The sequence below is a fragment of the Sphingobium fuliginis genome (assembly GCF_015074805.1).
GTDB lineage: Bacteria > Pseudomonadota > Alphaproteobacteria > Sphingomonadales > Sphingomonadaceae > Sphingobium > Sphingobium fuliginis.
In genome coordinates this window covers 2,264,403-2,288,091 of record NZ_CP060035.1, presented here as the reverse complement: position 1 = coordinate 2,288,091, position 23,689 = coordinate 2,264,403, and the positions used below count along the sequence as shown (strand labels likewise).

The window sequence follows — 23,689 nt, the reverse complement described above, 5'->3', positions numbered from 1 at the left end:
AAAATCAGTCTCGTCAGAGGAAAACCGGGTCATCACGCCATCATCCTCTGGCGGCACCTTCCAAAGGCGCCAAAACCGCCATCTTGCATGCAGCGATGGCGACAAATAGCGCCGCCATCGCTTTCTTCATCAGGAGACCGGACGCTGGGTGGCGTAGATCTTCTTCACATATTGCTCGCTCAGCCACGCGCAACCATCGCCCCGAACAAACATGCACACGTCGCCCTTGCGGAACGTCACGCTGCCTTTGTCATTGCTGAAGCTGACCTCTCCCTCCAGCAGCAGCATCAGTTCGACCTGGCGATAGGGAATCTGTCGCCGATGATAAGGCGTCGAGTCCCAGATGCCGCAGACGAATTCGCTGTTCGCCGACAGATAATCGGTGTGGTTGCGGCAGGACGGAACGGGGCCGAGCAGATTTTCGGCCGCCGGCGGACCAGATGGCGTCATGTCGGCGTCCAGATCGATCGCGACCGGCGTCGTCTCGCTGCCCGGACCCTGTGCAGGGGCGGTATAGACGATCGCGAGCAGATCGTCTGAAGCCCGCCAGCCGAAGTTCGATCCAACTGGCAGCACCACGCCATTGTCGGGCAGAACCGTCAGCGTCCGCGCATCGCTCTCGATCTCGAGCTGGCCTTCCAGCACCAGCACGAACTCGTCCGCCGCCAGTCCTTCGACCCGGCCTTCACCCCTCAAGGAGACGGCCGACACCTGCGCCGCGTTGTCGGCGAAGGCCGGCGCCTTGCGGCCGGCGAACCAGTCCGTCGCGGGCGCCGTGCCCGCGGCATAGGCGCGCATGTCGACGACCGCATCAACCGCTTGCTCGATCATGGCGCTCACAGACCCATCAGCCCTGGCAGCCCACCCAGATCGGGGATCTCGTTGACCTCATAATAGGCATTCATCGGCTCATGGCGGCGATTGACGAAGGCCTTGTCCTTGATGCCCAGGTCATAGGCGGTCATGAGGTCGTAGCGGAAGCTGGACGAGCAGTGCAGCACATCTTCAGGACCGCAGCCCAGCGTGTCGAACATATATTCGAATGCCTGCATGCGCGGCTTGTAGGCCTGAGCCTCCTCGGCGGTGCAGACGGTATGGAACGGCGCTTCAAGCTTTTCCACGCTGTAGGGGATCAGATCCACCATCGAATTCGACAGGATGACCAGCGGGATCTTCTCGCCCACGCGCTTGAGCGGCTCCACCACATCGGGGTGTGGATTCCAGGTCGGAATGGCGGCATAAAGCGCTTCGCCATCGGCATCGCGATATTCGGTGCCCGACCGCTTGCACGCGCGCTGCAACGCTTCGGCGACGACCTCGCGATAGGGCCGCCACGCGCCCAGCACGCCGTCCAGCCGATAGGCCGAGAAATAGTCGCAGAAATCCTCCAGGGCCCGTCCGGAAAGGCGATCCGCATAAACCTGTCGCGCAACCGGCGCCATTTCAAAATTGATGAGGGTGCCATAGCAGTCAAAGGTGATGAACTTGGGCCTGAGAGTCGTCATGGAAACCCCTTCTACAAAAGCGCTGAACCGTCCCGAACCGGGCGACGCGGTAGATCGTGCCGAGCGGCCTCCTAACGGCCATCGGTCGCTTCCCTCACGGATCGGCGGCACCGTCGCGCGGAGATTAGCGCTCGACTGCGACGCGATCCTGTTCTTCTTGGCTGCGGCCGTGGCACAACCTGACCTATATCTGTCACATCACGGCAGGATATACCGCGCCCGCCCGGCGCGAATCACGGCTTCATCGCGATCAGATGACGTGCGATGCAGAGATCCTGCAGGGCGATGCCCGAACTGTCGAATATGGTGATCTGGTCGGCTGACGTGCGCCCCGGATCGCGACCCTGCAAAACGTCGCCAATGGCGACGATGGCGCTGCGATCGCCGGCGAAATGTTGAAAGTCGCCCATGATGACCGACTGCGCCGGAAGGTCGCAATAGAGCGACGCTTGCTCGAACAGGGCAGGGGGAAGCTCCTGCTTGCCAGCAGCGTCCGATCCCATGCTGGCGACATGCGTGCCCGGACCTATCCAGCTCGCGTCGAACAAGGGCGCGCGCGCCGGCGTCGCCGTGACCACCATGTCGGCGCGGCGGCACGCCTCCTCCGCGCCCGCGCGGGCAGCCGCCAAGCCCTGTTCCTGCAACCGCGCGACGAACGCAGCGCCTTTGTCGGCGTCGCGCGCGACGACCAGTACCTCGGTGATCGGACGGACGCGGCGAAGGGCCATGACCTCGTAAAAGGCCTGGTTGCCAGCGCCGAAGATCGCAAGGGTGCTCGCGTCGTGACGCGCGAGCATGTCGGCCGCCACGGCGTCGGCCGCCGCGGTGCGATAGGCATTGACCAGCCCTGCCTCGATCACCCAGTCGATGCGTCCGACCTGCTGGTCGAACAGCAAGATCAGCGAATTATGTCGCGGCAGACCGAGGGCGTCGTTGTCGGTCCAGAAGGACCCGACCTTCAGCCCCGCGAAGGACCCGGTGGCGGCCGACTTGATCGAAAAGCGGTTGGTCTGCTTCGACCCGTGCGCGATGACGGCGGGGAAAAGCACGGCATCGTCGACCGCTGCGATCAACGCTTCGCGTGCCGCGGCATAGGCCATCTCGTGCGAGACAAGCGCGGCCGATTCCTGTTCGGACATGAAGTGAATGACGATTACCCCTATTTCCGTGAAGATGGTGTTCAGTCGCTGAACGTCACCGACGCTATCCGAAAGGACGTGCCGCATGACGCGCGGCATGTCCTTCCACCGATCATGTCCGTTCGAACAGCGTTTCGTAAAAGCCGTCGGTCTTGACCGTGATCGTCACGGGAACATCCTCGCGATTCTTCCAATACCAACCATGGGTGCCGGCGAAGGGGGCGGTGAAGCTGCCTTGCGCGCCCTTGATGTCCTTCTGCTTCCAATAGTCGGTGAATTCGTCTTCCTTGCCGCCGATCGGTTCGCCATGCATGTCCGCGCGCACCGGGCCGGTCGCGGTCCAGCGGAAGTTGAACGTGTCGCCGACCTTCATCCGGGCTTTGATTTCCATCCCGCTGTGCGGGGCGAGCGTGATCGTTTTGGTGTCGCTCCGGAAGGCAGTGGCCTTGGCGATGCTCGCCTGCGTCTGGGGCGGCACCGTATAGGCCGCGGGAGCTGGCGGCGGCCCGGCTGCTTCTGCGGGTTCCGCGGCATCCTGGTCCCCCGCCATCGCGGTAAGGCCGATCGCCCGGCCGACGCCCGTCACATCAACACCATATTCGGCGGGCAGCACGAACAGCAGCAGGATCGCCGCGCCGGCCACTCCGGCGGCGAGGGCCGCGCGCCAGAGGGTGGCTGGCTGCGCCCGATAGGGCGCCGCGACAGAGGTCGTGGCAGTCATAGGCTCTTCTCCATCATGAAGCCGGCGAACTGATAACCGGTCAGGACGATACCGGCACACATCAGCGCGCTGTTGGCGATGACGACATTGCGCGTGAAACTGGGCGATCGCCGCCACAGGCCCATCAGGATCAGGATGACGCTGAGCGCCATGAACTGGCCCATCTCCACGCCCACATTGAAGCTGACGAGATTGGGGATCAACCCCTCGCGCGAGGCGATCAAGTCCTGAAGCTTGGTGGCAAGGCCGAACCCGTGAAAGAAGCCGAAGACCAGCACGGCCACCTTCTGATTGGGCTGAAAACCCAGCAACGTCGGAAAGGCGCCGAGGTTGTCGAGCGCCTTGTACACGACCGACAGCCCGATGATGGCATCGATCAGGAACGGATTGGCGTGAATGTTGAAAAAGACGCCCGCCAGCAGCGTCGTGCTGTGTCCCAGCGCGAACAGGGTCACATAGGTGCCGACATCCTTCAGCCGGTACAGGAAGAAGATGACGCCGAACAGGAACAGCAGATGGTCATATCCCGTCACCATATGTTTGGCGCCGAGATACATGTAGGGCACGATGTTCATGCCGGGATTGTTCTGGATGAAGGCCTTGTCACCCTCCGCCACGCCATGCGCCGCGGCGAGGTCGGTGAGACCTGTCGCAAGCGCGAGACCGGCTAGCCCCAATAGGGCGGCGCGTCGGCCGTTCATTTGATGGCGAAGGTCGCCGACTGGCGGGCCTGGGTCTGCTTGTTGATCACGAGCACGCCCACGCGCGCGCCGCTCGGGATCTGGGCACCCTTTGCAACGAACTGATTGCCCTTCGCCGCCACCAGCGGAACGTCGGTCTTTTTGCCGCCCGCCGTGACGATCAGCTTGCCGGTCATCGACGCGGCCGGCACTTCGTCACCATCCTCCATGATATAGAGGGATGCGCCGGCCGGCGTGCGGACCAGTTCGAAGATGGTCTCACCGACCTCTGCGACCTGGCCGCCGTGGCGCGGCTTGTCATCGCCATGAGCGAATGCGGGCGTGACGGCGAGCGCGGAGGCGATCGCGAAGGATAGGAACTTCATCGAGGATTCTCCCATTTTCGGCCAGGCTTATTCGGGTTTGTGAGGTAGCGTGAAAGCCAGTGTCGCGGTGTGCTCGTAGCGATCCGTCTTGGCCGGATTGTCGCTCGGCGTGACCAGGACCGCGCGGATGACGTTCAATCCCTGGTTGCGCACCGGGAACGTCACCGTGCCGTCAGCCCTGGTCTTGACTTCCACCGCATCGGGGTCGTTGACGAAGTCGTTGATCACTCCAGCCCCTGCCGCTGGCTTGCCCATCCAGGTCACGCGATAGGTCAGCGGCTCGCCCAGCTTTTCGGGAATTTTGCCGACGGGGACGATCTGCAGCGCTTGTGCTGGTATCAGCGGCACCGGCTTGGTCAACGGACCCTGGATCGACACAGCATATTTGATCGTCGTCTCGGTCTTGGTCGAGTTCGGAACTTCTTCCCTGGTCTTTTTGACGATCTCGCCGCCAGGCACCCAGGACCAGGTGCCATTCTGAAGCACGGCGCTGACGATCGCCGGCGGCTCGTCGGTATCCACGACGACCAGCGGCCCATTGGTGCGCAGTTGCGCGCCGACTGGATTGAGGTCGGTGTCCCAGGCCTGCACGCTTTCCATATTAGGCTGACGCTTGACGGATTCCAGATCGTCGGCGCCGACGCCATAGATGACGGCGATCTGCTTGGCGCGCTGGGCGAAGTAGATGCCGTGCGCCTGGACGATGGTCGGTGTGACAAGGGCGGCCGCCGCCGCAGTCGACCAGATGAGGGATTTCAGTTTCGCCACGCTTTTTCTCCTCCACGGTTGTGAGGTCGAGCCTATGGCGGGGGATCAGCAGGATTCACCAATTTGACACAGGCTTCGGTATGTTACGCCGTATCCACCGGCTTCAGAAGCACGTGATGCAGCGGCCGCCGCGCCCTCTGCTACCGCGCCAATTCCTCTTCCGTCCGGTGGCACAGAATGATGTTGCCGGCGGCCATCGACTGCAAGGGCGGTGCGATCGTGTCGCAACGTCCGCTTATCGCGACCGGGCAGCGCGGCAGGAACCGGCAAAGCGCGGGCTGCTCGTTCATCCCGGCAAAAGGGGCGTTGTTCCGGAAGCTTTCGTCAGCCAGCCAGTCGGTCCGCATTTCCGGAACCGAGGAGATCAGCAGATCGGTATAGGGGTGGAAGGGCGCTGTGGAATAGCTTTCGCATCGGCCGCTTTCCACCCGCGTACCCTTGTACAGGACCACGATATCGTCGCACAGGGCTTTGACCGTGGCGATGTCATGGCTGATGAACAGATAGGCGAGGCCAAGCTCGCGCCGCAGGTCCGCCAGCAGGTCGAGGATCGCGCCTCGAACCACCGTGTCGAGCGCCGATGTCACTTCGTCGCACAGAATGACGTCGGGTTCGGCTGCCAGCGCGCGCGCCAGATTGACGCGCTGCTTCTGCCCGCCCGACAATTCGCCGCACCGTCGATCGGCAACGCCTGCCGGCAAGCGGATCAGGTCGAGCAATTGCGCGACCCGCCGGCCCGCTTCCGCGCCACTCACCCCATGATAGAAGCGCAGCACCCGCCCCAATATGTCGCCCACATTATGCGCCGGGTTGAGCGCGACATCGGCATTCTGGAACACGATCTGCACGCGGCGCAGCTGTTCGCGTGTCCGCCCCGACACCGTCTGCGCAAGCGCCTCTCCATCGAGCGTCACCTGACCGGCGGTCGGCGCGAGCAGACCGGCGACGACGCGCGCGACGGTCGACTTGCCCGATCCGGACTCGCCGATCACGCCGACCGCCGCGCCCCGGCCAATCGTCAGGCTGACGTCGCTCAAGACCGGATTGGCGGGGCGGCCTGCCTTGTCCACCGGACCGTAGCCGGCGAAGATGCCGTGGATCGCCAATAGCGGCTCTGGCGCGCGGGCAGCCGGAGCGGCCACCGCGACGACCGGATGCGCCGCCGCCATCAGCGTCTTGGTATAATCGTCGGTGGGTGCTTCCAATATGGTGCGGACGTCATTCTGCTCGCGCACCCGGCCGCGATTGAGCACCAGAATATGGTCCGCCATCTGCGCGACCACGGCCAGGTCGTGCGACACATATACCCCGGTCGCTCCCTGTTCGCGCACGACTCGGCGGAAGGCCTGAAGCACCTCCACCTGCGTCGTCACGTCCAGCGCGGTCGTGGGTTCGTCGAAGATCACCAGGTCCGGCCTGGTGATCAGCGCCATCGCCGCCATCAGCCGCTGAAGCTGCCCGCCCGACAGTTCGTGCGGATAGCGGCTGCCGATCGTCTCGGGATTGGGCAGTGCGAGCGCGCGGAAAAGTTCGACCGCTCGCTGCCGCGCCGTCGCTGGCGAGGCGGTGCGGTGGATCAACGCGGGTTCGATCACCTGATCGATCACCCGCCGCGACGGGTTGAACGCCGCCGCGGCACTCTGGGCGACATAGGTGATGCGATGGCCTCGCTGCGCGGCAAGCGATCGGGCACCCACACCGTCAAGGGTCGTGTCGCCCACCCGAATGTCGCCGCTGATGGCTGCGCCGCCTCGACCATGGCCCATCAGCGACAGGGCGATCGTGGTCTTGCCTGAACCCGACTCGCCGATCAGCGCCAGCATTTGTCCACGGGCGACATCGAAGGAGATGTCATCGACGATCCGCAGCGGCGCGCCATCGGGACCGCGCACGGTGACGCAGAGATCGCGCACCTCGACATGGGCGTCCGCCATCACTTCACATTCCCCTGCGTGGCTGCATCGATCAGCAGGTTGACGCCCACCGTCAGGCTGGCGATCGCCACCGCCGGCGCCATGATCGCAAGCGCGCCCTCGGCCAGACCAGAAACATTTTCGCGCACGAGCGCCCCCAGGTCGGCCTCGGGCGGTTGCAGGCCGAGGCCCAGGAAGCTCAGGCCAGACAGCAGCAGCACGATGAAGACGAACCGCAATCCGATATCGGCGCACAACGGCCGGATCATGTTCGGCAACATTTCGACCAGTGCGATATGAATCCGCCCTTCGCCGCGCGCGCGCGCGACCTCCACATAATCGAGCCGGGCCAGCCCGACCGCGAGCGAGCGCGCGATCCGGAAATTACCCGGAACATAGGTAATCGCGACGATCAGCGTCAACAGCAGCACCGACGATCCGAAGGCCGCGACCAGCACCAGCGCGAATATCTTGCTGGGAATCGATATCAAGGTATCCATTGCGCGTGACAGGAGCTCGTCGAGCCAGCGCGGACCGACCGCCGCTGTCAAGGCCAGCCCGGTCCCGAGCGCGACCGCGATGGCGACCGCGATCGCGGACAGCCCCATGGTAAGGCGCGCCCCCACCAGCAGACGGCTCAGCACGTCGCGGCCCAGGAAATCGCTGCCGAACCAGAATTGGCTGGTCGAACCGGCGAAGACCTCTTCGCTGACGAACGCACCGGGCGGGTAGGGAGCGACAAGGGGGCCAAGGATCGCCGCGAGGATCCAGAAGCCGACAAGCGCAAGCCCGATCTTGCCCGAAAGGGGCAAGGCACCAGCGCGGCGAAGGAGCGATCTTCGCTTCATCCCTGCCGCAACCTCGGATTGGCCAGGATCGCGACGGTGTCCGCGATCAGCACGAGCAGAAGATAGGCGGCGCAGAAGATCATCGCGCAGGCCTGAAGCAGGGGCATGTCGCGCGAAGTGACCGCGTTCACCATCAGGCTGGCGAGCCCGGGATAGCTGAAGATCGTTTCCACGATGATCGCACCTCCGAAAAGATAGGACAGGCTGAGCGCCATGGCATTGACGATGGGACCGACCGCATTGGGCAGGACATGGCGAAAGATCAGCCGGCTGCGCCCGACGCCCTTGAGCTGAGCCATTTCGACATAAGGGCGATCCAGTTCGGCGATGATGGCGGCGCGGACCATCCGTGCCAGCTGCGCAACCACGCCAACCGTCAGAACCATGACCGGCATGGCATAGGCGCGGACGAATTCGGCCAGTGTCGGGTCCTTCGGAATGAGAGCGATCGACGGCAGCCAGAGCAGTTTGACGGCGAAAACCAGCACCGCGATCGTCGCCACCAGGAATTCGGGCAGCGCGACCATGGACAAGGTGAGGATATTGAGCGCGCGGTCAAGCTTGCGTCCTCGGGCGACCGCTGACGCGATCCCGATCAGGAAGGCCAGAGGAACCGAGACGAGGGCGGCGAGCGCTGCGAGCGTCAGCGTGTTGGGCAAGCGTTCCGCGATGATATCGGCGACCGGCTTGTTGGCGACAAGGGACTGGCCCGGATCGCCGACGAGAATGCCCTGGAGCCAGCGCGCATAACGGACCGGGCCGGGCTGATCGAGGCCCATTTCATGGCGCAGCGCCGCCACCTGTTCGGGCGTGGCGCTCTGCCCCAGCACTTCCTGCGCGGCGTCGCCGGGCAGCAGCCCGCTGATCGTGAAGATGACCAGGGATACCAGAAACAGAGTGAGGAAGGCGAGCCCGATGCGCTTGACGATGAGCCTCAGTGGCCCCCGCCAGCGGGACATGGCAGGCGCGCCGCTCATGCGTCCCACCATGCATGTTCGGCGAAGTTATAGCCCATGAAGGCGCCTAGAGGGATCGGGAACATGCCCTTGAGACGCCTGTCATACCCGTCGAGAAGGCTGATGAAGGTAGGAATGGCCAGCCCGCCATGCTCATGGATGATCCACTGCATATCGCCGTAAATCTCCTTGCGCAGCGCGGCGTCGGTCGTGCTGCGCGCTTCGAGCAACAGCCGGTCGAAGCGCGCATTGTTCCATCCGGTTTCGTTTGTCGGTGCCTTGGACTGGAAGAACAGGCTGAACATCATGTCGGTCGTCGGCCGCTGGTTGGTGTTGCCGAACGTCATCGGGTGCCTCATCCAGTGGGTCGCCCAATAGCCGTCGCTGGGCACGCGATTGATGGCTAGCTTCAGGCCGATTTGCGCGGCGTGTTCCTGCAGCACTGTTCCCATGTCGATGGACGCATTGGCGACCGGCGCGGCATAGACCGGCAGTCGCACACCCAATAGACCGGACCGTTTGAGGAGGAACTTCGCCCGATCCGGGTCGAACGGGCGCTGTGGGATGTGGGGATTGAAATTGGGATCGGCGGGCGAGATCGGCTGGTCGTTCGCGATCGTGGCAAAGCCGCGGAACAGCGCCCGCTTGATCAGTTCGCGATCCTGGAGATATTTCATCGCCAATACGAAATCCGGGTTGGCGGTTACCGGATTGTCGCGGCGCATGATCAGGTTGGTGAACAGGCCCGAGGGGATTTCCATGATGGAATGGGTGGACGTGGCGCGCACGCGCTTGACCGAACCCGGACCGATGGCATTGACCATCTGCACATCGCCCGACAGCAACGCGTTGACGCGCGAGATTTCGTCGGGGATCGCGATCAGTTCGATCTCGTCGAGATAGGGTCGGCCCGGCTTCCAGTAATTGCGGTTCTTGCGCACGATGGTGCGAATGCCCGGCGCGAACTCATGCAGGGTGTAGGGCCCGGTGCCGTTCGCCTTGCTGAAATCGCGGTGGCCATTTTCCACGATCAGGAAATGCGACACGGCCAGGATCGCGGGCAGATCGGGATTGGGACCGGTCAGCCGCAATTGCAACTCGAGCGGCCCGGTCTGCCTCGCGCCGGCGAACTGGTCGGCGACCGTCTTCACCTTGGACCCCGCAGCCGGGTCGCGGTGGCGCAGCAGCGAAAAGATGACGTCCTCGGCCGTCAGCGGCTTGCCGTTGTGGAAATGCACGCCGCGACGCAGGCGGATATTCCACACGATATTGTCCTGGCTCACGATCCGGTCGGCCAGTCCCGGTTGACCGCGCAGCTGCCCGTCAAATTGTGTGAGGCCGCTGTAGAGCATGTAGTGCCGAATATAGTCGGTAGCAGTGCTGCCCTTGGCCGGGTCGAGCGTGTCGGCGGTGGAGGCATTGGTGCTGGCGATGCGGATGCGTCCGCCGGCCTTGGGTCTACCGGTCACTCCGCTCGCGCCGCCGACCGTCATCCCCGCAGCCAGTCCCCCCAGCAGCATCCGCCGGGACAGATCGGTGGAAATGACATTGGCCATGGATTGTCCCTGTTCCTTCATGTGAATGCACTAGGGCATGAATGGGGCGCTGCCGTCCCAAGCCTATCGCCATTTGCCATCGGTCTCTGCCGATTTGTCGCGGCGGTCCGGCATTGCCCGGCATCTTGTGCCGCTCGTCCGGCAGTTTGTGCGGCAGGTCGGGCGGCCGACTCGTCCTTGTCGGATGGTGGTCGGCCGGCCTGCCGGTCAGAAATATTTGAGCCAGGCGATATCCCGGCGGCGACGCTTCAGTCGCGCGAACCAGGCCGTCGGAATGTAGAGCGGCAGGATCATCGCGGCGTACCAAACGAACACCCAATTATAATTGTCGAACCCGAAATTCGCGCCGTGGTTGGGACCCCAGATCGCGAGCGCACTGTGGTAGAGGATACGCAGCACGGACAGATGCAGCAGATAGAAGAACATGGGCGCGCCACCGAACACGGCCAGCGCCGCGATGACCGGCGAATCCTTGATCCGCTCGAACAGCGCCAGCAACAACGCGCCGCCGCCCAGCGTGGGCAGCAGGAACAGCAGCGACGGCGGATATTTGGTCATCGAGATGAAGCTCACCAGCGTGCGCACCGGGTCCCCGTCGATCGCATGCCAGGGTTTGTCACCATAGATGTTGAGCAGGCGCAGAAGGATGAACGTCAGGATCATGCCAAAGCCCAGCAAGAGCAGGCGACGCTGGCGCGTGGCCGGGTCCACCTCCAGCCGGAACCAGGGCCCGATGCCGAAGCCCAACGATATGACGCCCAGCCACGGCAGGAGCGGGTAGGTCGTCTTCGCCACGAAACCCAATGGCAGCAGGATTGTGTCACGCTGATGCAGCAATGCCCAGAGCGGGAAAAAACTATCGCCCTGTGCCAACCGGATCGGATCGAGCAGATTGTGGAAGCAGACAAGGGCGATGCCAAGGCCGATCAGCACCGGGCGCGGCAGTCGCATCAATCCGGCCAGAGCGATCATGCAGATGCCGATACACCAGATGACCTGGAGCCAGAATGTGGGCTGCGGCACGATTCCCCAGTAGAGCGGCGACAGGAACAAAAGCTCGATCGCGATGAGCAACAGGCCACGCTTCACAAGGAAGCCGGTTGTCTCCCGCGTTGTGTGATGAATGCTGAACAGATAGACGCCAAGCCCCGTCAGGGCGACAAATATGGGTGCGCAGAAGCTGACGATGAACCGCGCGATACCCATTGCGGGCAAGCCCATGCGTGCGTCGAACGGGTCGGTAACGTTGACATAGACAAACCATGTCTCGCGCAAATGGTCGAGCAGCATCAGCACCATCACGAAACCTCGCAGGGCATCGATATTCTGGAGCCTTCCCGCCGCTGCGGCGGCCGGTGCCCTGGATGCGCTCATTCCGACCGCGCCATGTGTCATCGAAGCGTTGCTAGCCATGTCCCGTCCCCATCACCGATCAGCATCGATCCATGCCGATCATGATCATGTTACGAAGCGACGTGTATCGAGTTTCGCCGGGCATCGGCGCTTCCTGCCGGACCAGTCGCTTCAGATGAAAGATTATAGCGTCTTTGTGCTTCGGCATGCTCCCTGCCGACCAGAGTCGTCATTTTCCCGCCGCAAGGTGTCTCTCGACCAGCGCGACATGGAGCCTCACGCCCAGTTCCAGTACATCGTCGTTGAAGTCATAATGCGGATTATGCAGCGGGGCGGATCCTTCCGGCTTCGCCTGTCCCAGCCAGATATAAGCGCCCTTGCAGGCCTGCAGCATGAAAGCGAAATCCTCCGACGTGAAGGCGGGATCGGGGGCCAGCCGTGCGTCGCCGACGGTCGCAGCCGCTTCAAGCGCCTCCTGCGCGGCCTCGGCGTCGTTGATCGTCGCCGGATAATAGCGGTCATATGTCACCGTCGCGGTGACTTCCCCGGCCAGCCCCACGCCTGCGGCCATCTGGCGTATCGACGCTTCGATGCGATCCTGTATCTGGGGGTCGAAGGTGCGAACGGTGCCGGATATGATCACCGCCTCGGGTATGACATTATGCGTATGTCCACCATGAATCTGCGTGATCGAAAGGACGGCGGAGGCCGTCGGCGCGACCCGGCGCGACACGATGCCGTTCAATTGCTGCACCAATGCAGCCGCAGCAAGGATCGCGTCCGGCGTGTCCTGCGGAATGGCGGCGTGGCCGCCACGTCCTTCCAGCCTGATCTCGAACTTGTCGGCAGCGCCCATGATCGGACCGGGCCGGGTGGCGATGGTTCCGGCAGGAAGATCCGGCCAGTTGTGCACGGCAAAGACGCGATCGCAGGGAAAGCGGTCGAACAACCCTTCCTGCACCATTTCGCGCGCGCCGCCATGGCCTTCCTCGGCCGGCTGGAAGAAGAAATGGACCGTGCCGTCGAAGGTGCGGCTGCGGGCCAGATGCTGCGCCGCGCCCAGCAGCATGGCGACATGCCCGTCATGTCCGCAACCGTGGAAATGCCCGGGCGTACGACTGGCGTAAGGAAGGTTTGTCTGTTCGTCGATCGGCAGCGCGTCCATATCCGCCCGCAGCCCGATGCAACGCGCCGAACTGCCATTGCGCAGCACGCCAACGACGCCCGTTCGCCCAATTCCCTCGTGCACCTCCAGTCCGAGAAGGCGCAGCTGCTCGGCGATCCGACCCGCCGTGCGATGCTCGCTGAAAGCCAGTTCCGGATGGGCGTGGATGTCCCGGCGAAAGGCGACGAGCGGTTCGATGAGGTCGGCAATGTCGGTCATGGATCGCGCTCCGCCCTATCGCTGTTCGCCAAACAGATGCTGAATGGGATAATGATGCTTGATGAAAGGAGACTTGATGACGACGTAGCTGAAATATTTCTCAATTCCATAGTCGCTTTCAAGCATATTCTCGATGATCGACTGATAATGGGCGACGCCGCGCGTCACGAATTTCAGAAGATAGTCGTAGCCGCCGCTCACAAGGTGACATTCGACGATCTCGTCGAGCTTGCGAATTCTTGCCTCGAACCTGGAAAAGTCGCCTGAACGATGCTCCGTCAGTGTGACTTCGGTAAACACGGTCAGAAATTCACCGAGCTTGTGGAGATTGATATGCGCGCCATAACCCGTGATATATCCGGCCTTCTCCAGCCGCTTGACGCGGGTCAGGCAGGGGCTGGGGGACAGGCCGACCGCGTCGGCCAGCTCGACATTGGTGACGCGGCCCGACTGCTGAAGCTGCGAGAGGATCTTGAGATCAATCCTGTCCAGTCTGGGTCCGCCCAACATGTTCCTAGCCCCCTTATGTCTTACCCGACAACCGCGCGAATATCCGCCTCTTCCAGCAGGTCGTCCAGCGTTTTGCGGATGCGCGCGAAGATCATGTCCATCTCCTCGTCCGACGCGCATAGCGCCGGGGCAAGGCCGATGATATTGTCGCCGAAGGCACGGAAAATGACGCCATTCTCATAGCCTTTGGCGAAAAGGCGATCGGGCAGTTTCAGGGCAGGATCGAACCGCTCCTTGCTGCCCTTGTCCGCCACCAGCTCGATCGCGCCGAGCAGGCCCCGGCCACGCGTATCGCCCACCATCGGATGATCGGCGATAGCCCTCAGCCCCGCTTCAAACCGCGCGCCGACCCTCTGGCCGTTCGCCAATATACCGCCTTCGGTGTAGAGGCGCAGCACCTCCAGCCCGACGGCCGCGCTCACCGGATGGCCCGAATAGGTCGCCCCATGGCCGATCACCGCGTCAACCGCCGCGCCGTCGGCGATGCCCTGATAAACCTTGTCCGACATCAGTACCGCGCCCATCGGCACATAGCCGGAGGTCAGCCCCTTCGCGACCGTGATCAGATCGGGCGCGACGCCCTCCGCCTCGCAGGCGAACATCGGGCCGGTGCGTCCGAACGCCGTGATGACCTCGTCCGCCACCATCAAGATGCCGAGTTCGTCACAGGTGGCGCGGATCGCCTTTAGCCAGCCGACCGGCGGCACGATCACGCCGCCAGACCCCTGGATCGGTTCGCAGAAGAAGGCCGCGACATTGTCCGCGCCCAGTTCGGCCACCTTGTCCTTCAGTTGCTGGACGGAGCGCGCGATGATGCCATCATCATCGCCTTCCAGGTCACTGCGATAGGGATAGGGGGAGGGGATATGATGCTGCCAGCGCAGCGGCAGGTCGAAATTGCGGTGGAAATTCGCAAGTGCGGTCAGCCCTGCCCCCGTGCTGGTCGAACCGTGATAGCCTCTGTCCAATGCGATGCACTGCTTTTTCGCCGGCTTGCCGATCGCGTTGTAATAATGGGTGATGTAGCGGATCGCGGCATCGACCGCATCCGATCCGCCCAGGGTGAAATAGACATGATCCAGCCCCTCGGGGCTGAGGTCGACAAGTCGCTGCGCCAGCCGCGCAGCCGGTTCGTTGCCGAAATGGAAATAGCCGGTGGCATAGGGCAGGCGACGCATCTGCTCTGCCGCGACCTCGACGATGCTGTCGTGGCCATAGCCCACATTGACGCACCACAGGCCGGCGAAGGCGTCCAGAAGTTCGCGCCCCTCCATATCGGTCAGCCACATGCCCTTGCCGCTTTGCAGCATGGTCGCGCCTCGCGCTTCATGCGCACGGAAGGATGTGACGGGATGGATCAGATGGTCGCGGTCGATGTCGAGCAACGACCGGTTGGAATGGAGCGTCATGAGTGGGCTCGCTGTTGTGATCATGGTCCAAGCCTAGCCGCATGCGGCGGAGCGAAAGGCCGATGTGCGCCGGGCAGCGATCCGTACTCGCCCTTTAGGCGGGAGCCGGCGGCATAATCTGCCGCCGGCTGGACATGGCGCTTGGCGGCCGCTTCAGCCGATCGCGTCCGCGATCGCCCTGCCGCATTGTTCGGTCGTGGCCTTGCCCTTGAGGTCTCCCGTGCGCAGCGCCGGCTCGGCAAGCACCGTCTCGACAGCCCGCATGATCGCGCCAGCGGCCTCCACCTCGCCCAGATGCTCGAGCATCATGGCGGCGGACCATATCTGGCCGACGGGATTGGCGATGCCCCTCCCGGCGATGTCGGGCGCCGATCCATGGACCGGTTCGAACAGGGATGGCGCGGTGCGATCGGGATTGATGTTGCCGGACGGCGCCACGCCGATGGTGCCGGTGCAGGCCGGGCCCAGATCGGAAAGGATGTCGCCGAACAGGTTGGATGCCACGACCACATCGAACCGGTCGGGGTTCAGCACGAACTGCGCGGTCAATATGTCGATATGATATTTATCGTGCGTGACGGTCGGGTAGTTTTTCGCCATTTCCTCGACCCGCTCATCCCACCAGGGCATGGTGATGGCGATGCCGTTGGACTTTGTTGCGGAAGTCAGATGCTTGCGCTCACGCGTCGCAGCCAGCTCGAAGGCGTAGCGCAGCACCCGGTCGGTGCCGTGGCGGGTCATGACCGTCTCCTGGATCACCACCTCCCGATCAGTGCCGGAAAACATCTTGCCGCCGACCGAACTATATTCGCCCTCGGTATTTTCCCGCACGACCCAGAAATCGATATCGCCCGGCTCGCGCCCGGCAAGCGGGCACGGCACGCCGGGCATCAGCCGCACCGGGCGCAGATTGACATACTGATCATATTCACGCCGAAACTGGAGCAGCGATCCCCAGAGCGAGACATGATCAGGCACGATGTCGGGCCAGCCCACCGCGCCGAAGAAGATCGCATCGGGATTGCCGATCTGCGCCTTCCAGTCCTCCGGCATCATGACGCCATGCCGGGCATAATAGTCACAGCAGGCGAAATCCTGCCATTTCTGCTCGATGGCAAAGCCATAGAGGCTTGCCGCGCGTTCGAGCACGCGGATGCCCTCGGGCATGACTTCCTTGCCGATGCCGTCGCCTGGAATGACGGAAATGGAGTAGGTGCGCGTCACGAAATCCCCCTAGATGTCCGGATTACAGTTTGAGACCGCCGATGTGGAACGCCTTGGTCTCAAGATATTCCTCGATCCCCGCGTGGGCGCCCTCCCGGCCCAGGCCGGATTGTTTGATCCCGCCAAAGGGCGCCATTTCCATCGCCATGCCGCCCGTGTTCAGAACGACCATGCCCGCTTCCAGCCGCTCGCCCACGCGGAAGGCGCGGTGGAGATTTTCCGTGTAGAAATAGCTGGCAAGGCCAAAGCTGGTGTCGTTGGCTAGCGCGATCCCCTCCGCTTCGTCATGAAAGCGGAAAAGAGGAGCGACCGGTCCAAAGGTTTCCTCGCGTGCGAGGCGCATGTCGCGGGTGGCGCCGGTCAGGATCACGGGGGTAGCGAAGCGTTCCCCCGTCGCGCCTTCGGGCGCCTTGGCGAAGATGCTCGCTCCGTGGGAAAGCGCATCCTCGACATGCGCGTGCACCTTGTCGACGGCCGCCCGGTTGATAAGCGGGCCGATGGTGCTGCCGTCCCGGTCGCCCGGCGCGACTTTGAGCGCTGAAACCGCCTTCGCCAGCTTCTGCGCAAAGGCGTCATAGACGCCGTCCTGCACGAGGATACGGTTGGCGCACACGCAGGTCTGGCCAGCGTTGCGGAACTTGCTCGCCATGGTCGCGGCCACCGCCAGGTCCAGGTCGGCGTCGTCGAACACGATCAGCGGCGCGTTGCCGCCAAGCTCGAGACTGAGGCGCTTGATGGTGTCGGCACTCTGTCGCATCAGCAGCGCGCCTACCCGGGTGGATCCGGTGAAGGACAATTTGCGTACGGTCTCGCTGCCGGTCAGCACGCTTCCGATGGGGGCGGCCTGACCTGTGACGATGTTGAGGACGCCTTTGGGGAAACCCGCCTGTTCGGCCAGCTTGACCAGCGCCAGCGCGCTGAACGGCGTCAGTTCGGATGGCTTCACGACGACCGGGCAGCCGGCCGCCAGCGCTGGCGCGCACTTGCGCGTGATCATGGCGGAAGGAAAATTCCAGGGCGTGATCGCCGCCGATACGCCGACCGGTTCCTTCATCACCAGGATGCGGCGATTGGCTTCGGGCGCGGGGATCATGCTGCCATCGATGCGCCGGCCTTCCTCGGCGAACCATTTGACGAAGCTTGCGGCATAACGGATTTCGCCCTCTGCCTCCGCCTTGGGCTTGCCTTGCTCTGCGGTCATGATGCGGCCGAGATCAGCGACATTGTCCATCATCAGCGTGTACCAACGCTCCAGCAGCGCCGCCCGTTCGCCGGCCGTCTTTGCGCGCCATGCCGGCCAGGCCGCCTCCGCCGCGTCGATCGCGGCCTGTGTGTCGGCTTCGCTGCAATCGGGGATCGTGCCGATGACCGCGCCGGTCGCCGGATTATCGACGTCCATCGTCGCGCCGGATCGCGCGCCCGTCCATTCGCCGTCGATATGGACGTGCTGGACGAAAAGGTCAGGATTGTTGAGTGAAATAGTCATCCGAGGGCCTGCGTCGTGAGAGTGAAAATCCGAGCCGAAGGGTCGGTCTTGGGCGGCCGACCACGCACCATGCGCGTCACCTCCGCAACCCGCGGCAGCCCGAGTTCCTCGAGCCAGTCGCCAAGGCCGCTTTCCGCCGGTATGTCGATGCGACAGAAGATGCCGGCATTGGACCCCAGCCAGTGGGAGATAAGCGCCTTCGCTCCGCCGCTATCCGGCGCGATCGTCGGGCCCACGACATGACCCCGGCCGAAGCGGCGGAACAGTGAAAAGCCGACCGGTTCATTGTCGCGGGTAAGCACCACCCCCTGCGCACCGGGCACCAGCGCATTCAACAGGGCGTCGCGATTCATCCCGGTGGCCCGGCGGGCAAGATCGTGCAGAGTGGGCATGTCCTTGGCTCCCAGCGGACGCACCCGTTCAGCTGGAATGAGTTCGGCGATCGGGACGGCAAAGGCGGCGCCCTGATGCTGGAACACCGGCCCGGCAGCTTCGAATCCCATTTCGGCGTAAAGCGGCTTCCCCTCGGCCGTGGCGTTGAGCAAGATCGTGCGTTCGCCCAGGTCGCTCAGCACCGCGTCCATCAACTGCCGGTCGATGCCGGATTCGCGCACTTGCGGCGAGACGGTGACCATCCCCAATGTCGCGGCGTCGGCGCCATAGAGCCACGCCATGGCCGTGCCTACGATGCCGTCCTCGCTTTCCGCGACATAGCCGAAGCCAAGGCTCAGCAGAATCTCCCAATCCTCGACGCGGTGTGGCCATCTCTGAGCCTTGGAAAGCGACTGCGCGGCGGGCAGATCGTCCACCGTCATCCGTCGCAACGTCGCCATCGTACCTACGCTTGTCGCCATGCCGTCGCTCCCTGGCGGATGAAACACCCGCCTGATGCTTGTCCAGAAACCGACATGTAGTCACCCTGGCTAGCATTGGCTGCTGCCTTCGCCTTTTTTTCGAAAGATTATCGCGCGTAATTCCCCGTCGTGCCTGCACAAAATGCCGCGTCTTGCCCGGAATCGAAGATGAATGGCCGAACCGTGGGGTAGCAGGAACGCCTCTGCCCACGACGCTGCGATCGGGCGAAATTGCAATGTTGTGAACCGACGGGCCTTTCGATCAATGTGTCGACAGGCAGGGTGAAGCATCCCTGGTCCCCCTCCTTCTGCCTTCGGGCAAGAACAATGGTGGCCATTCCGGAGGGTTGGAGAAGAGCCCATGAACGACGGCCATGAATGGGATGCCGTGAGGAGAGACCTTTCTCGACCCGCTCTAGCCCGCGCCGCGGCGGTGAGCCAGAGGTCGGCTTTCTGCCGGAGATCATCGAACCAGTCGCGCGACATCTTCTCGACCGCGTCGCACAACATGGTCACTGCCGCCTTGATCGCCTGCGGATCATCGCTTCTGGTGTCGTACACCGCTGAGTAGCGCGCCTCGACACAAGCGCGCGCCGCGAGCTCGAGACGCTGATGATGGATCTTTATCGCCTCGACCAAGCCTTGACCAGCCGCGTCTTCTGGTCGTCGGCGGGCGAACGCTAAAACTTCAGACTACGCGAACGCGAGACATATTGGCAGCGCACGAGAAGATAGAAGATATTGGCGCCACTGTGGCGCTGCAACATCATGCGACGCCGGGTCAGCGAGAAGAGTCCACGAATCAGTTCAGGGCCTTGTTTGGACGAATATGATGTGGTCGATACTCGCCTCCATTAGCGATCGTTCTTTAACAGCGGGACTGACGTTAAGCGCCATTTCGCGGGTCGAAGGCCCTCAACCAAAGCGTCATCATGGGGGCGTTGCGGGGCAGGCTGTGCGAAAACTATCCGTTACGCCTCACCAGTTTGGGTCCGCTTTCGGCCGTTCATCCCTCAACAGCCGGATCAGCCGCCCTGACAGCCCCAAATTGGTGTGGACGATGCTCATGACCTTTGATTCAAGGCCGTTCACACTCGGCGAAAATTAGGAGGCCCGGGCAGCCAGGCCTCCCGATAATCAATAATCCATCGCCGGCGCTGGCGCGGTCTTCTCCTCCTTCGGCAGCTCGGCAACGAGCGCCTCCGTCGTGATGAGCAGCGAGGCGACCGAGGCGGCATCCTGAAGGGCGGTACGCACCACCTTGGCCGGATCGATCACGCCCGCCTGGACGAGATCCTGATATTCGGCGGTGGCGGCATTGAAGCCCCAGTTGTACTCGGAGCTTTCGAGCAGCTTTCCGACGATATAGGCCCCATCCTCGCCGGCATTTTCGGCGATCTGCCGCGCAGGCGCGCGGAGCGCCCGGCGGATGATGTCGATGCCGGACTGCTGGTCGTCATTGGCGGCCTTGAGACCGTCGAGCGCCTTGATCGCGCGGAGCAGCGCGATACCGCCACCCGGCAGGATGCCTTCCTCGACAGCGGCGCGCGTCGCATGGAGCGCGTCGTCGACGCGGTCCTTCTTCTCCTTGACCTCGACCTCGGTTGCGCCCCCGACCCGGATCACCGCGACGCCGCCGGCGAGCTTCGCCACGCGCTCCTGCAGCTTCTCGCGGTCATAGTCGGACGTGGTGGTCTCGATCTGCTGGCGCAGCTGCGCAACGCGGCCGTCGATATCGGTCTTTTGACCCACGCCATCGATGATCGTCGTATTGTCCTTGTCGATCGTGACCTTCTTGGCGCGGCCAAGCATGTCGACGGTGACATTCTCCAGCTTGATGCCAAGATCCTCGGAGACGACATTGCCGCCGGTCAGGATCGCGATATCCTCGAGCATCGCCTTGCGGCGATCGCCGAAGCCCGGCGCCTTGACCGCCGCGATCTTGAGCCCGCCGCGCAGCTTGTTGACGACCAGCGTAGCGAGCGCCTCGCCTTCGACATCCTCGGCGATGATGAGCAGCGGTCGGCCGGACTGGACGACCTTCTCGAGCAGCGGCACCAGCGCCTGCAGGTTTGAAAGCTTCTTCTCGTGGATGAGGATATAAGGATCGTCCAGCTCGACCTTGAGCTTCTCGGCATTGGTGATGAAATAGGGCGACAGATAGCCGCGGTCGAACTGCATGCCTTCGACCGTCTCCAGCTCGGTCTCGAGGCTCTTCGCCTCCTCGACCGTGATCACGCCCTCGTTCCCGACCTTTTCCATCGCTTCGGCAAGGATGCGTCCGACCTCCGCGTCGCCGTTGGCCGAGATGGTCGCGACCTGTGCGATCTCGCTGTTGGCGCCGACCTTCTTGGCATGGCTCTTGAGATCCTCGACGACGGCGCCGACCGCAAGGTCGATGCCGCGCTTGAGATCCATCGGATTCATTCCGGCGGCAACCGCCTTCGCGCCCTCGCGCACGATTGCCTGGGCCAGCACGGTTGCCGTGGTCGTGCCGTCGCCGGCCTTGTCGTTCTGCTTATTGGCGACCTCGCGCAGCATCTGCGCGCCCATATTCTCGAACTTGTCGGCGAGTTCGATTTCCTTGGCGACGGTGACGCCGTCCTTGGTGATGCGAGGCGCCCCGAACGACTTCTCGATAACGACATTGCGGCCTTTCGGACCAAGCGTCACCTTCACGGCGTTCGCCAGCGTATCCACGCCGCGCAGCATGCGGTCACGCGCGTCCGACGCAAATTTCACTTCCTTGGCAGCCATCTGCCAGCTCCTTTCTTCAATTCCTTCCTGGTGATTAGAGGAATGACAGGCTGGCTCAGGCCGCCTGCTTCAGAGGCACGACAGTGTCGATCACGCCGAGAATGTCGCTCTCCTTCATGATGAGCAAATCCTCGCCACCGATCTTGACCTCGGTGCCCGACCATTTGCCGAACAGGATGCGGTCGCCGGCCTTGACGGACAGCTCGACGAACTGACCGCTGTCGTCACGCGCGCCGGGCCCAACGGCGACGATTTCGCCTTCCTGCGGCTTTTCCTTGGCCGTGTCGGGAATGATGATGCCGCCCGAGGTCTTCTCCTCGGCTTCGATGCGGCGGACGACCACACGGTCGTGCAAGGGGCGGAAATGCATGCATAACCTCCAGATGCAAAACAGAATGGGACAAGCCTGCCGTTCATCGGAACGACAGGTTTGCAAGAACTAGGTAAAGAGATTTTTCCGATCAAGAGATGGAATGAAATTTTTTGGCACTCGCTTCCCCGGAGTGCCAATTCAGCCATTTTCAGCACCATGTGCCCACATCTTCCCTCTTGACGCGACTCAAGGTGTCACCAAATCTTCTCCCGTCTGCGTCACCACCGCGCGCATGAGAAAGGAGCGACACAAGGAAAGGAGTCACGGCCATGTCGCAGCCATTTTCCCGATTTCTGCACCCGTTTGACGTTGCGCACCATCCAAGTCTCGAACCCGAAGTAAAGCGGGCCATCCTCGCCTCCTGGGCGTTCGACCGCTCCGCGGTGAAGGACCAGCCAGCGCTGCGCAAGCTGCCCGGTGCCAGACGCGCCGTGCCGATCGACGAGGTCTTCGCCGCCATGCGCTCGCTCGATAAAGCGCGGACGGACGGCCGCTCGCTGCAATGACCGATCGCGGCTTTATCGCACAGCTGGAGGGCTACGGTCTCACGACCGCCGAGATCCATTATTACCGGCCCGATGCGCCGTCGCTTCTCCAGCTGTTCGTCTGGCAGGAATATGATCTCGCGCCTGATTTCCCCGTGCTGTTCGATTTCCTCGACCATTGGCGGCGCGAGATCGAGGCAGCGCTCCATTCGGTTCGGATCGCCCACGGCCGACTGATCGGACCCAGGGAATGGCGCGCGGTCGATGGTATCATCCCGCTCCCATGACGCCGGTCTTGCCGAGCGCTGGCGCAAGCGGGGCGGACGGACGGTGCGCCTCGTCCTCGCCTTCGACCACATCATGGAGTTCGCGCTCGCGCTGCTGTCGGCACCGCCGGACGAGCTGGAAGCGTTGGGCTGGAGCTTTGCCGATCGCAAGCGGCTCCTCGATCACTTCCTGCGATCCGGCAAGGCGGCTGAGCATATTCCCCCGGATGCACTGGGGCAAAGTCTGATCACGCTGCGGTTGCCGCGGCGGGATTTGGCACTGCTGCAGCGCTTCGCCCGCCGTGAGCTGCCAAGGCAGCTTCCAATGCCGCCATGCTCGACCGGGTGCTTCGGGTGCTCGATCAGGCCGCATAGTGGGTGATTCAGCCGACAAGGAAGGGCGCGGCCGCGAGGCCATCGAAGATGAACTGGACGGCGAGTCCGGCGAGAAGCACGCCGGAGAGGCGGCCCACCACGTCGGCACCGGTGCTGCCGAGCAGCAGGACGAGACGGTCTGCGGTGAGCATCGCCAGCCAGGTCAGCCCCATGCAGGCGATGATCATCGCGAGCACGCCGCTCCCCTCGATCCAGCCCTCGGTGCGGCCCATGACCAGTACGGCGGCCGAAAGGCTGCCCGGACCCGCAATCAACGGAAACGCCAGCGGGAAGACCGCGATGTCGCCGGGCCCCTCGGCTTCCCGGCGCTCGCCCTCGCTGATCGACGAGAGTCCCGGGCTCGAGAAGGTGAGCGTCATTGCCTGGAGGAACAGCAGCACGCCGCCCGCCACGCGGAATGCCGGTAGCGAAATATGCAGGAGCGAGAGAACCGTGCCGCCCGCCACTGCGAAAAGCAGCAAGACGCCAGAGGCGATTATGACCGATCGGGCGGCGAGGCTGATCCGCTCGCTGCGATGAATCCCAGCCGTCAGGCCGGCGAAGACCACCGCCGTTTCGATCGGACCGATCGTGACGAGCAGGGTGATGAAGCTCGAGAGGATACCGGCTGTTACGTGCATGAGCTAAGCAACTGCAGACTCGTAAAGGGAGCGGCGCCAGCGGCGCTCCCCTATGATACAGGCGACTTTGAACAACCTCCCGCGTTGACCATCAGCAGAT

24 protein-coding genes are annotated in these 23,689 nt (G+C 63.3%); 3 read left to right on the top strand and 21 right to left on the bottom strand.

Features of this window, described 5'->3' with window-relative positions:
- Window positions 1–129 precede the first annotated feature (129 nt).
- The 20 genes from H5V43_RS11035 to groES form a co-directional block, all read right to left on the bottom strand.
- Complete coding sequence (locus H5V43_RS11035; protein ID WP_044662785.1) at window positions 130–831, bottom strand: cupin domain-containing protein; 702 nt, start codon at window positions 829–831, stop codon at window positions 130–132.
- 5 nt (window positions 832–836) lie between these two features.
- Window positions 837–1,505 carry a haloacid dehalogenase type II gene (locus tag H5V43_RS11030; RefSeq protein WP_025548339.1) on the bottom strand — a complete coding sequence of 223 codons (669 nt, stop codon included), beginning with the start codon at window positions 1,503–1,505 and terminating at the stop codon, window positions 837–839.
- Window positions 1,506–1,738: 233 nt separating this feature from the next.
- A complete protein-coding gene (locus tag H5V43_RS11025) occupies window positions 1,739–2,731 on the bottom strand; it encodes an ornithine cyclodeaminase family protein (protein ID WP_244968614.1) in 993 nt (330 codons plus the stop codon).
- A 25-nt stretch (window positions 2,732–2,756) separates the two neighbouring features.
- Window positions 2,757–3,365, bottom strand: a complete 609-nt coding sequence (locus H5V43_RS11020) for a hypothetical protein (RefSeq protein WP_025548336.1) — start codon at window positions 3,363–3,365, stop codon at window positions 2,757–2,759.
- Window positions 3,362–4,066 carry a HupE/UreJ family protein gene (locus H5V43_RS11015; protein WP_025548334.1) on the bottom strand — a complete coding sequence of 235 codons (705 nt, stop codon included), beginning with the start codon at window positions 4,064–4,066 and terminating at the stop codon, window positions 3,362–3,364. Before H5V43_RS11015 ends, H5V43_RS11020 begins: the two co-directional genes overlap by 4 nt.
- On the bottom strand, window positions 4,063–4,431 hold the full coding sequence (locus H5V43_RS11010; RefSeq protein ID WP_025548333.1) for a hypothetical protein: 369 nt from the start codon (window positions 4,429–4,431) through the stop codon (window positions 4,063–4,065). Before H5V43_RS11010 ends, H5V43_RS11015 begins: the two co-directional genes overlap by 4 nt.
- Before the next feature lie 27 nt (window positions 4,432–4,458).
- The gene (locus H5V43_RS11005; RefSeq protein ID WP_025548331.1) at window positions 4,459–5,199 is read right to left on the bottom strand and encodes a DUF4198 domain-containing protein; all 741 of its coding nucleotides are present in this window, start codon (window positions 5,197–5,199) and stop codon (window positions 4,459–4,461) included.
- A gap of 140 nt (window positions 5,200–5,339) precedes the next feature.
- Complete coding sequence (locus H5V43_RS11000; protein ID WP_193666653.1) at window positions 5,340–7,133, bottom strand: ABC transporter ATP-binding protein; 1,794 nt, start codon at window positions 7,131–7,133, stop codon at window positions 5,340–5,342.
- Window positions 7,133–7,960, bottom strand: a complete 828-nt coding sequence (locus tag H5V43_RS10995; protein ID WP_025548329.1) for an ABC transporter permease — start codon at window positions 7,958–7,960, stop codon at window positions 7,133–7,135. The genes H5V43_RS11000 and H5V43_RS10995 overlap by 1 nt, the downstream gene beginning before the upstream one ends.
- Window positions 7,957–8,949 carry an ABC transporter permease gene (locus H5V43_RS10990; protein WP_048577285.1) on the bottom strand — a complete coding sequence of 331 codons (993 nt, stop codon included), beginning with the start codon at window positions 8,947–8,949 and terminating at the stop codon, window positions 7,957–7,959. The genes H5V43_RS10995 and H5V43_RS10990 overlap by 4 nt, the downstream gene beginning before the upstream one ends.
- Window positions 8,934–10,472 (bottom strand): ABC transporter substrate-binding protein, encoded by a 1,539-nt coding sequence (locus tag H5V43_RS10985; RefSeq protein ID WP_025548327.1) that lies wholly within the window; start codon window positions 10,470–10,472, stop codon window positions 8,934–8,936. Before H5V43_RS10985 ends, H5V43_RS10990 begins: the two co-directional genes overlap by 16 nt.
- Window positions 10,473–10,679: 207 nt before the next feature.
- Complete coding sequence (locus tag H5V43_RS10980; protein ID WP_193666652.1) at window positions 10,680–11,885, bottom strand: acetyltransferase domain-containing protein; 1,206 nt, start codon at window positions 11,883–11,885, stop codon at window positions 10,680–10,682.
- Window positions 11,886–12,054: 169 nt separating this feature from the next.
- Window positions 12,055–13,209, bottom strand: a complete 1,155-nt coding sequence (locus tag H5V43_RS10975) for a M20 aminoacylase family protein (protein WP_025548323.1) — start codon at window positions 13,207–13,209, stop codon at window positions 12,055–12,057.
- Window positions 13,210–13,224: 15 nt separating this feature from the next.
- A complete protein-coding gene (locus H5V43_RS10970) occupies window positions 13,225–13,719 on the bottom strand; it encodes an Lrp/AsnC family transcriptional regulator (protein ID WP_025548322.1) in 495 nt (164 codons plus the stop codon).
- A gap of 20 nt (window positions 13,720–13,739) precedes the next feature.
- A complete protein-coding gene (locus tag H5V43_RS10965) occupies window positions 13,740–15,128 on the bottom strand; it encodes an aspartate aminotransferase family protein (protein WP_037481982.1) in 1,389 nt (462 codons plus the stop codon).
- A 153-nt stretch (window positions 15,129–15,281) separates the two neighbouring features.
- On the bottom strand, window positions 15,282–16,352 hold the full coding sequence (locus tag H5V43_RS10960) for a tartrate dehydrogenase (RefSeq protein ID WP_025548319.1): 1,071 nt from the start codon (window positions 16,350–16,352) through the stop codon (window positions 15,282–15,284).
- A 22-nt stretch (window positions 16,353–16,374) separates the two neighbouring features.
- Entirely contained in the window at window positions 16,375–17,838 is a 1,464-nt protein-coding gene (locus H5V43_RS10955) for an NAD-dependent succinate-semialdehyde dehydrogenase (RefSeq protein WP_025548317.1), read from the bottom strand.
- Window positions 17,835–18,692 (bottom strand): GNAT family N-acetyltransferase, encoded by an 858-nt coding sequence (locus H5V43_RS10950; RefSeq protein WP_037481981.1) that lies wholly within the window; start codon window positions 18,690–18,692, stop codon window positions 17,835–17,837. The genes H5V43_RS10955 and H5V43_RS10950 overlap by 4 nt, the downstream gene beginning before the upstream one ends.
- A gap of 1,137 nt (window positions 18,693–19,829) precedes the next feature.
- Window positions 19,830–21,449 (bottom strand): chaperonin GroEL, encoded by a 1,620-nt coding sequence (gene groL / locus H5V43_RS10945; RefSeq protein ID WP_025548312.1) that lies wholly within the window; start codon window positions 21,447–21,449, stop codon window positions 19,830–19,832.
- Between the two features lie 55 nt (window positions 21,450–21,504).
- Window positions 21,505–21,819 (bottom strand): co-chaperone GroES, encoded by a 315-nt coding sequence (gene groES / locus H5V43_RS10940; RefSeq protein WP_025548310.1) that lies wholly within the window; start codon window positions 21,817–21,819, stop codon window positions 21,505–21,507.
- Between the two features lie 272 nt (window positions 21,820–22,091).
- Here groES and H5V43_RS10935 point away from each other — a divergent pair, with 272 nt between their 5' ends.
- From H5V43_RS10935 to H5V43_RS10925, 3 genes are read left to right on the top strand one after another with little or no spacing between them, the layout of a single operon-like run.
- Window positions 22,092–22,328, top strand: a complete 237-nt coding sequence (locus H5V43_RS10935; RefSeq protein ID WP_025548308.1) for a hypothetical protein — start codon at window positions 22,092–22,094, stop codon at window positions 22,326–22,328.
- Window positions 22,325–22,594: an usg protein gene (locus H5V43_RS10930; protein ID WP_025548307.1), complete on the top strand. Its 270-nt coding sequence runs from the start codon at window positions 22,325–22,327 to the stop codon at window positions 22,592–22,594. The genes H5V43_RS10935 and H5V43_RS10930 overlap by 4 nt, the downstream gene beginning before the upstream one ends.
- Complete coding sequence (locus H5V43_RS10925; RefSeq protein WP_244968613.1) at window positions 22,572–22,955, top strand: hypothetical protein; 384 nt, start codon at window positions 22,572–22,574, stop codon at window positions 22,953–22,955. The genes H5V43_RS10930 and H5V43_RS10925 overlap by 23 nt, the downstream gene beginning before the upstream one ends.
- Window position 22,956: 1 nt before the next feature.
- Here H5V43_RS10925 and H5V43_RS10920 read toward each other — a convergent pair whose 3' ends face one another.
- Window positions 22,957–23,589 carry a MarC family protein gene (locus H5V43_RS10920; protein ID WP_025548305.1) on the bottom strand — a complete coding sequence of 211 codons (633 nt, stop codon included), beginning with the start codon at window positions 23,587–23,589 and terminating at the stop codon, window positions 22,957–22,959.
- Window positions 23,590–23,689 lie beyond the last annotated feature (100 nt).

Coding starts and splice junctions, on each gene's coding strand:
- H5V43_RS11035 (WP_044662785.1), bottom strand. CDS start 831: ATGATCGAGCAAGCGGTTGATGCGGTCGTCGACATGCGCGCCTATGCC.
- H5V43_RS11030 (WP_025548339.1), bottom strand. CDS start 1,505: ATGACGACTCTCAGGCCCAAGTTCATCACCTTTGACTGCTATGGCACC.
- H5V43_RS11025 (WP_244968614.1), bottom strand. CDS start 2,731: ATGCGGCACGTCCTTTCGGATAGCGTCGGTGACGTTCAGCGACTGAAC.
- H5V43_RS11020 (WP_025548336.1), bottom strand. CDS start 3,365: ATGACTGCCACGACCTCTGTCGCGGCGCCCTATCGGGCGCAGCCAGCC.
- H5V43_RS11015 (WP_025548334.1), bottom strand. CDS start 4,066: ATGAACGGCCGACGCGCCGCCCTATTGGGGCTAGCCGGTCTCGCGCTT.
- H5V43_RS11010 (WP_025548333.1), bottom strand. CDS start 4,431: ATGAAGTTCCTATCCTTCGCGATCGCCTCCGCGCTCGCCGTCACGCCC.
- H5V43_RS11000 (WP_193666653.1), bottom strand. CDS start 7,133: ATGGCGGACGCCCATGTCGAGGTGCGCGATCTCTGCGTCACCGTGCGC.
- H5V43_RS10995 (WP_025548329.1), bottom strand. CDS start 7,960: ATGAAGCGAAGATCGCTCCTTCGCCGCGCTGGTGCCTTGCCCCTTTCG.
- H5V43_RS10990 (WP_048577285.1), bottom strand. CDS start 8,949: ATGGTGGGACGCATGAGCGGCGCGCCTGCCATGTCCCGCTGGCGGGGG.
- H5V43_RS10985 (WP_025548327.1), bottom strand. CDS start 10,472: ATGGCCAATGTCATTTCCACCGATCTGTCCCGGCGGATGCTGCTGGGG.
- H5V43_RS10980 (WP_193666652.1), bottom strand. CDS start 11,885: ATGGCTAGCAACGCTTCGATGACACATGGCGCGGTCGGAATGAGCGCA.
- H5V43_RS10975 (WP_025548323.1), bottom strand. CDS start 13,209: ATGACCGACATTGCCGACCTCATCGAACCGCTCGTCGCCTTTCGCCGG.
- H5V43_RS10970 (WP_025548322.1), bottom strand. CDS start 13,719: ATGTTGGGCGGACCCAGACTGGACAGGATTGATCTCAAGATCCTCTCG.
- H5V43_RS10965 (WP_037481982.1), bottom strand. CDS start 15,128: ATGACGCTCCATTCCAACCGGTCGTTGCTCGACATCGACCGCGACCAT.
- H5V43_RS10955 (WP_025548317.1), bottom strand. CDS start 17,838: ATGACTATTTCACTCAACAATCCTGACCTTTTCGTCCAGCACGTCCAT.
- H5V43_RS10950 (WP_037481981.1), bottom strand. CDS start 18,692: ATGGCGACAAGCGTAGGTACGATGGCGACGTTGCGACGGATGACGGTG.
- groL (WP_025548312.1), bottom strand. CDS start 21,449: ATGGCTGCCAAGGAAGTGAAATTTGCGTCGGACGCGCGTGACCGCATG.
- groES (WP_025548310.1), bottom strand. CDS start 21,819: ATGCATTTCCGCCCCTTGCACGACCGTGTGGTCGTCCGCCGCATCGAA.
- H5V43_RS10935 (WP_025548308.1), top strand. CDS start 22,092: ATGTCGCAGCCATTTTCCCGATTTCTGCACCCGTTTGACGTTGCGCAC.
- H5V43_RS10930 (WP_025548307.1), top strand. CDS start 22,325: ATGACCGATCGCGGCTTTATCGCACAGCTGGAGGGCTACGGTCTCACG.
- H5V43_RS10925 (WP_244968613.1), top strand. CDS start 22,572: ATGGTATCATCCCGCTCCCATGACGCCGGTCTTGCCGAGCGCTGGCGC.
- H5V43_RS10920 (WP_025548305.1), bottom strand. CDS start 23,589: ATGCACGTAACAGCCGGTATCCTCTCGAGCTTCATCACCCTGCTCGTC.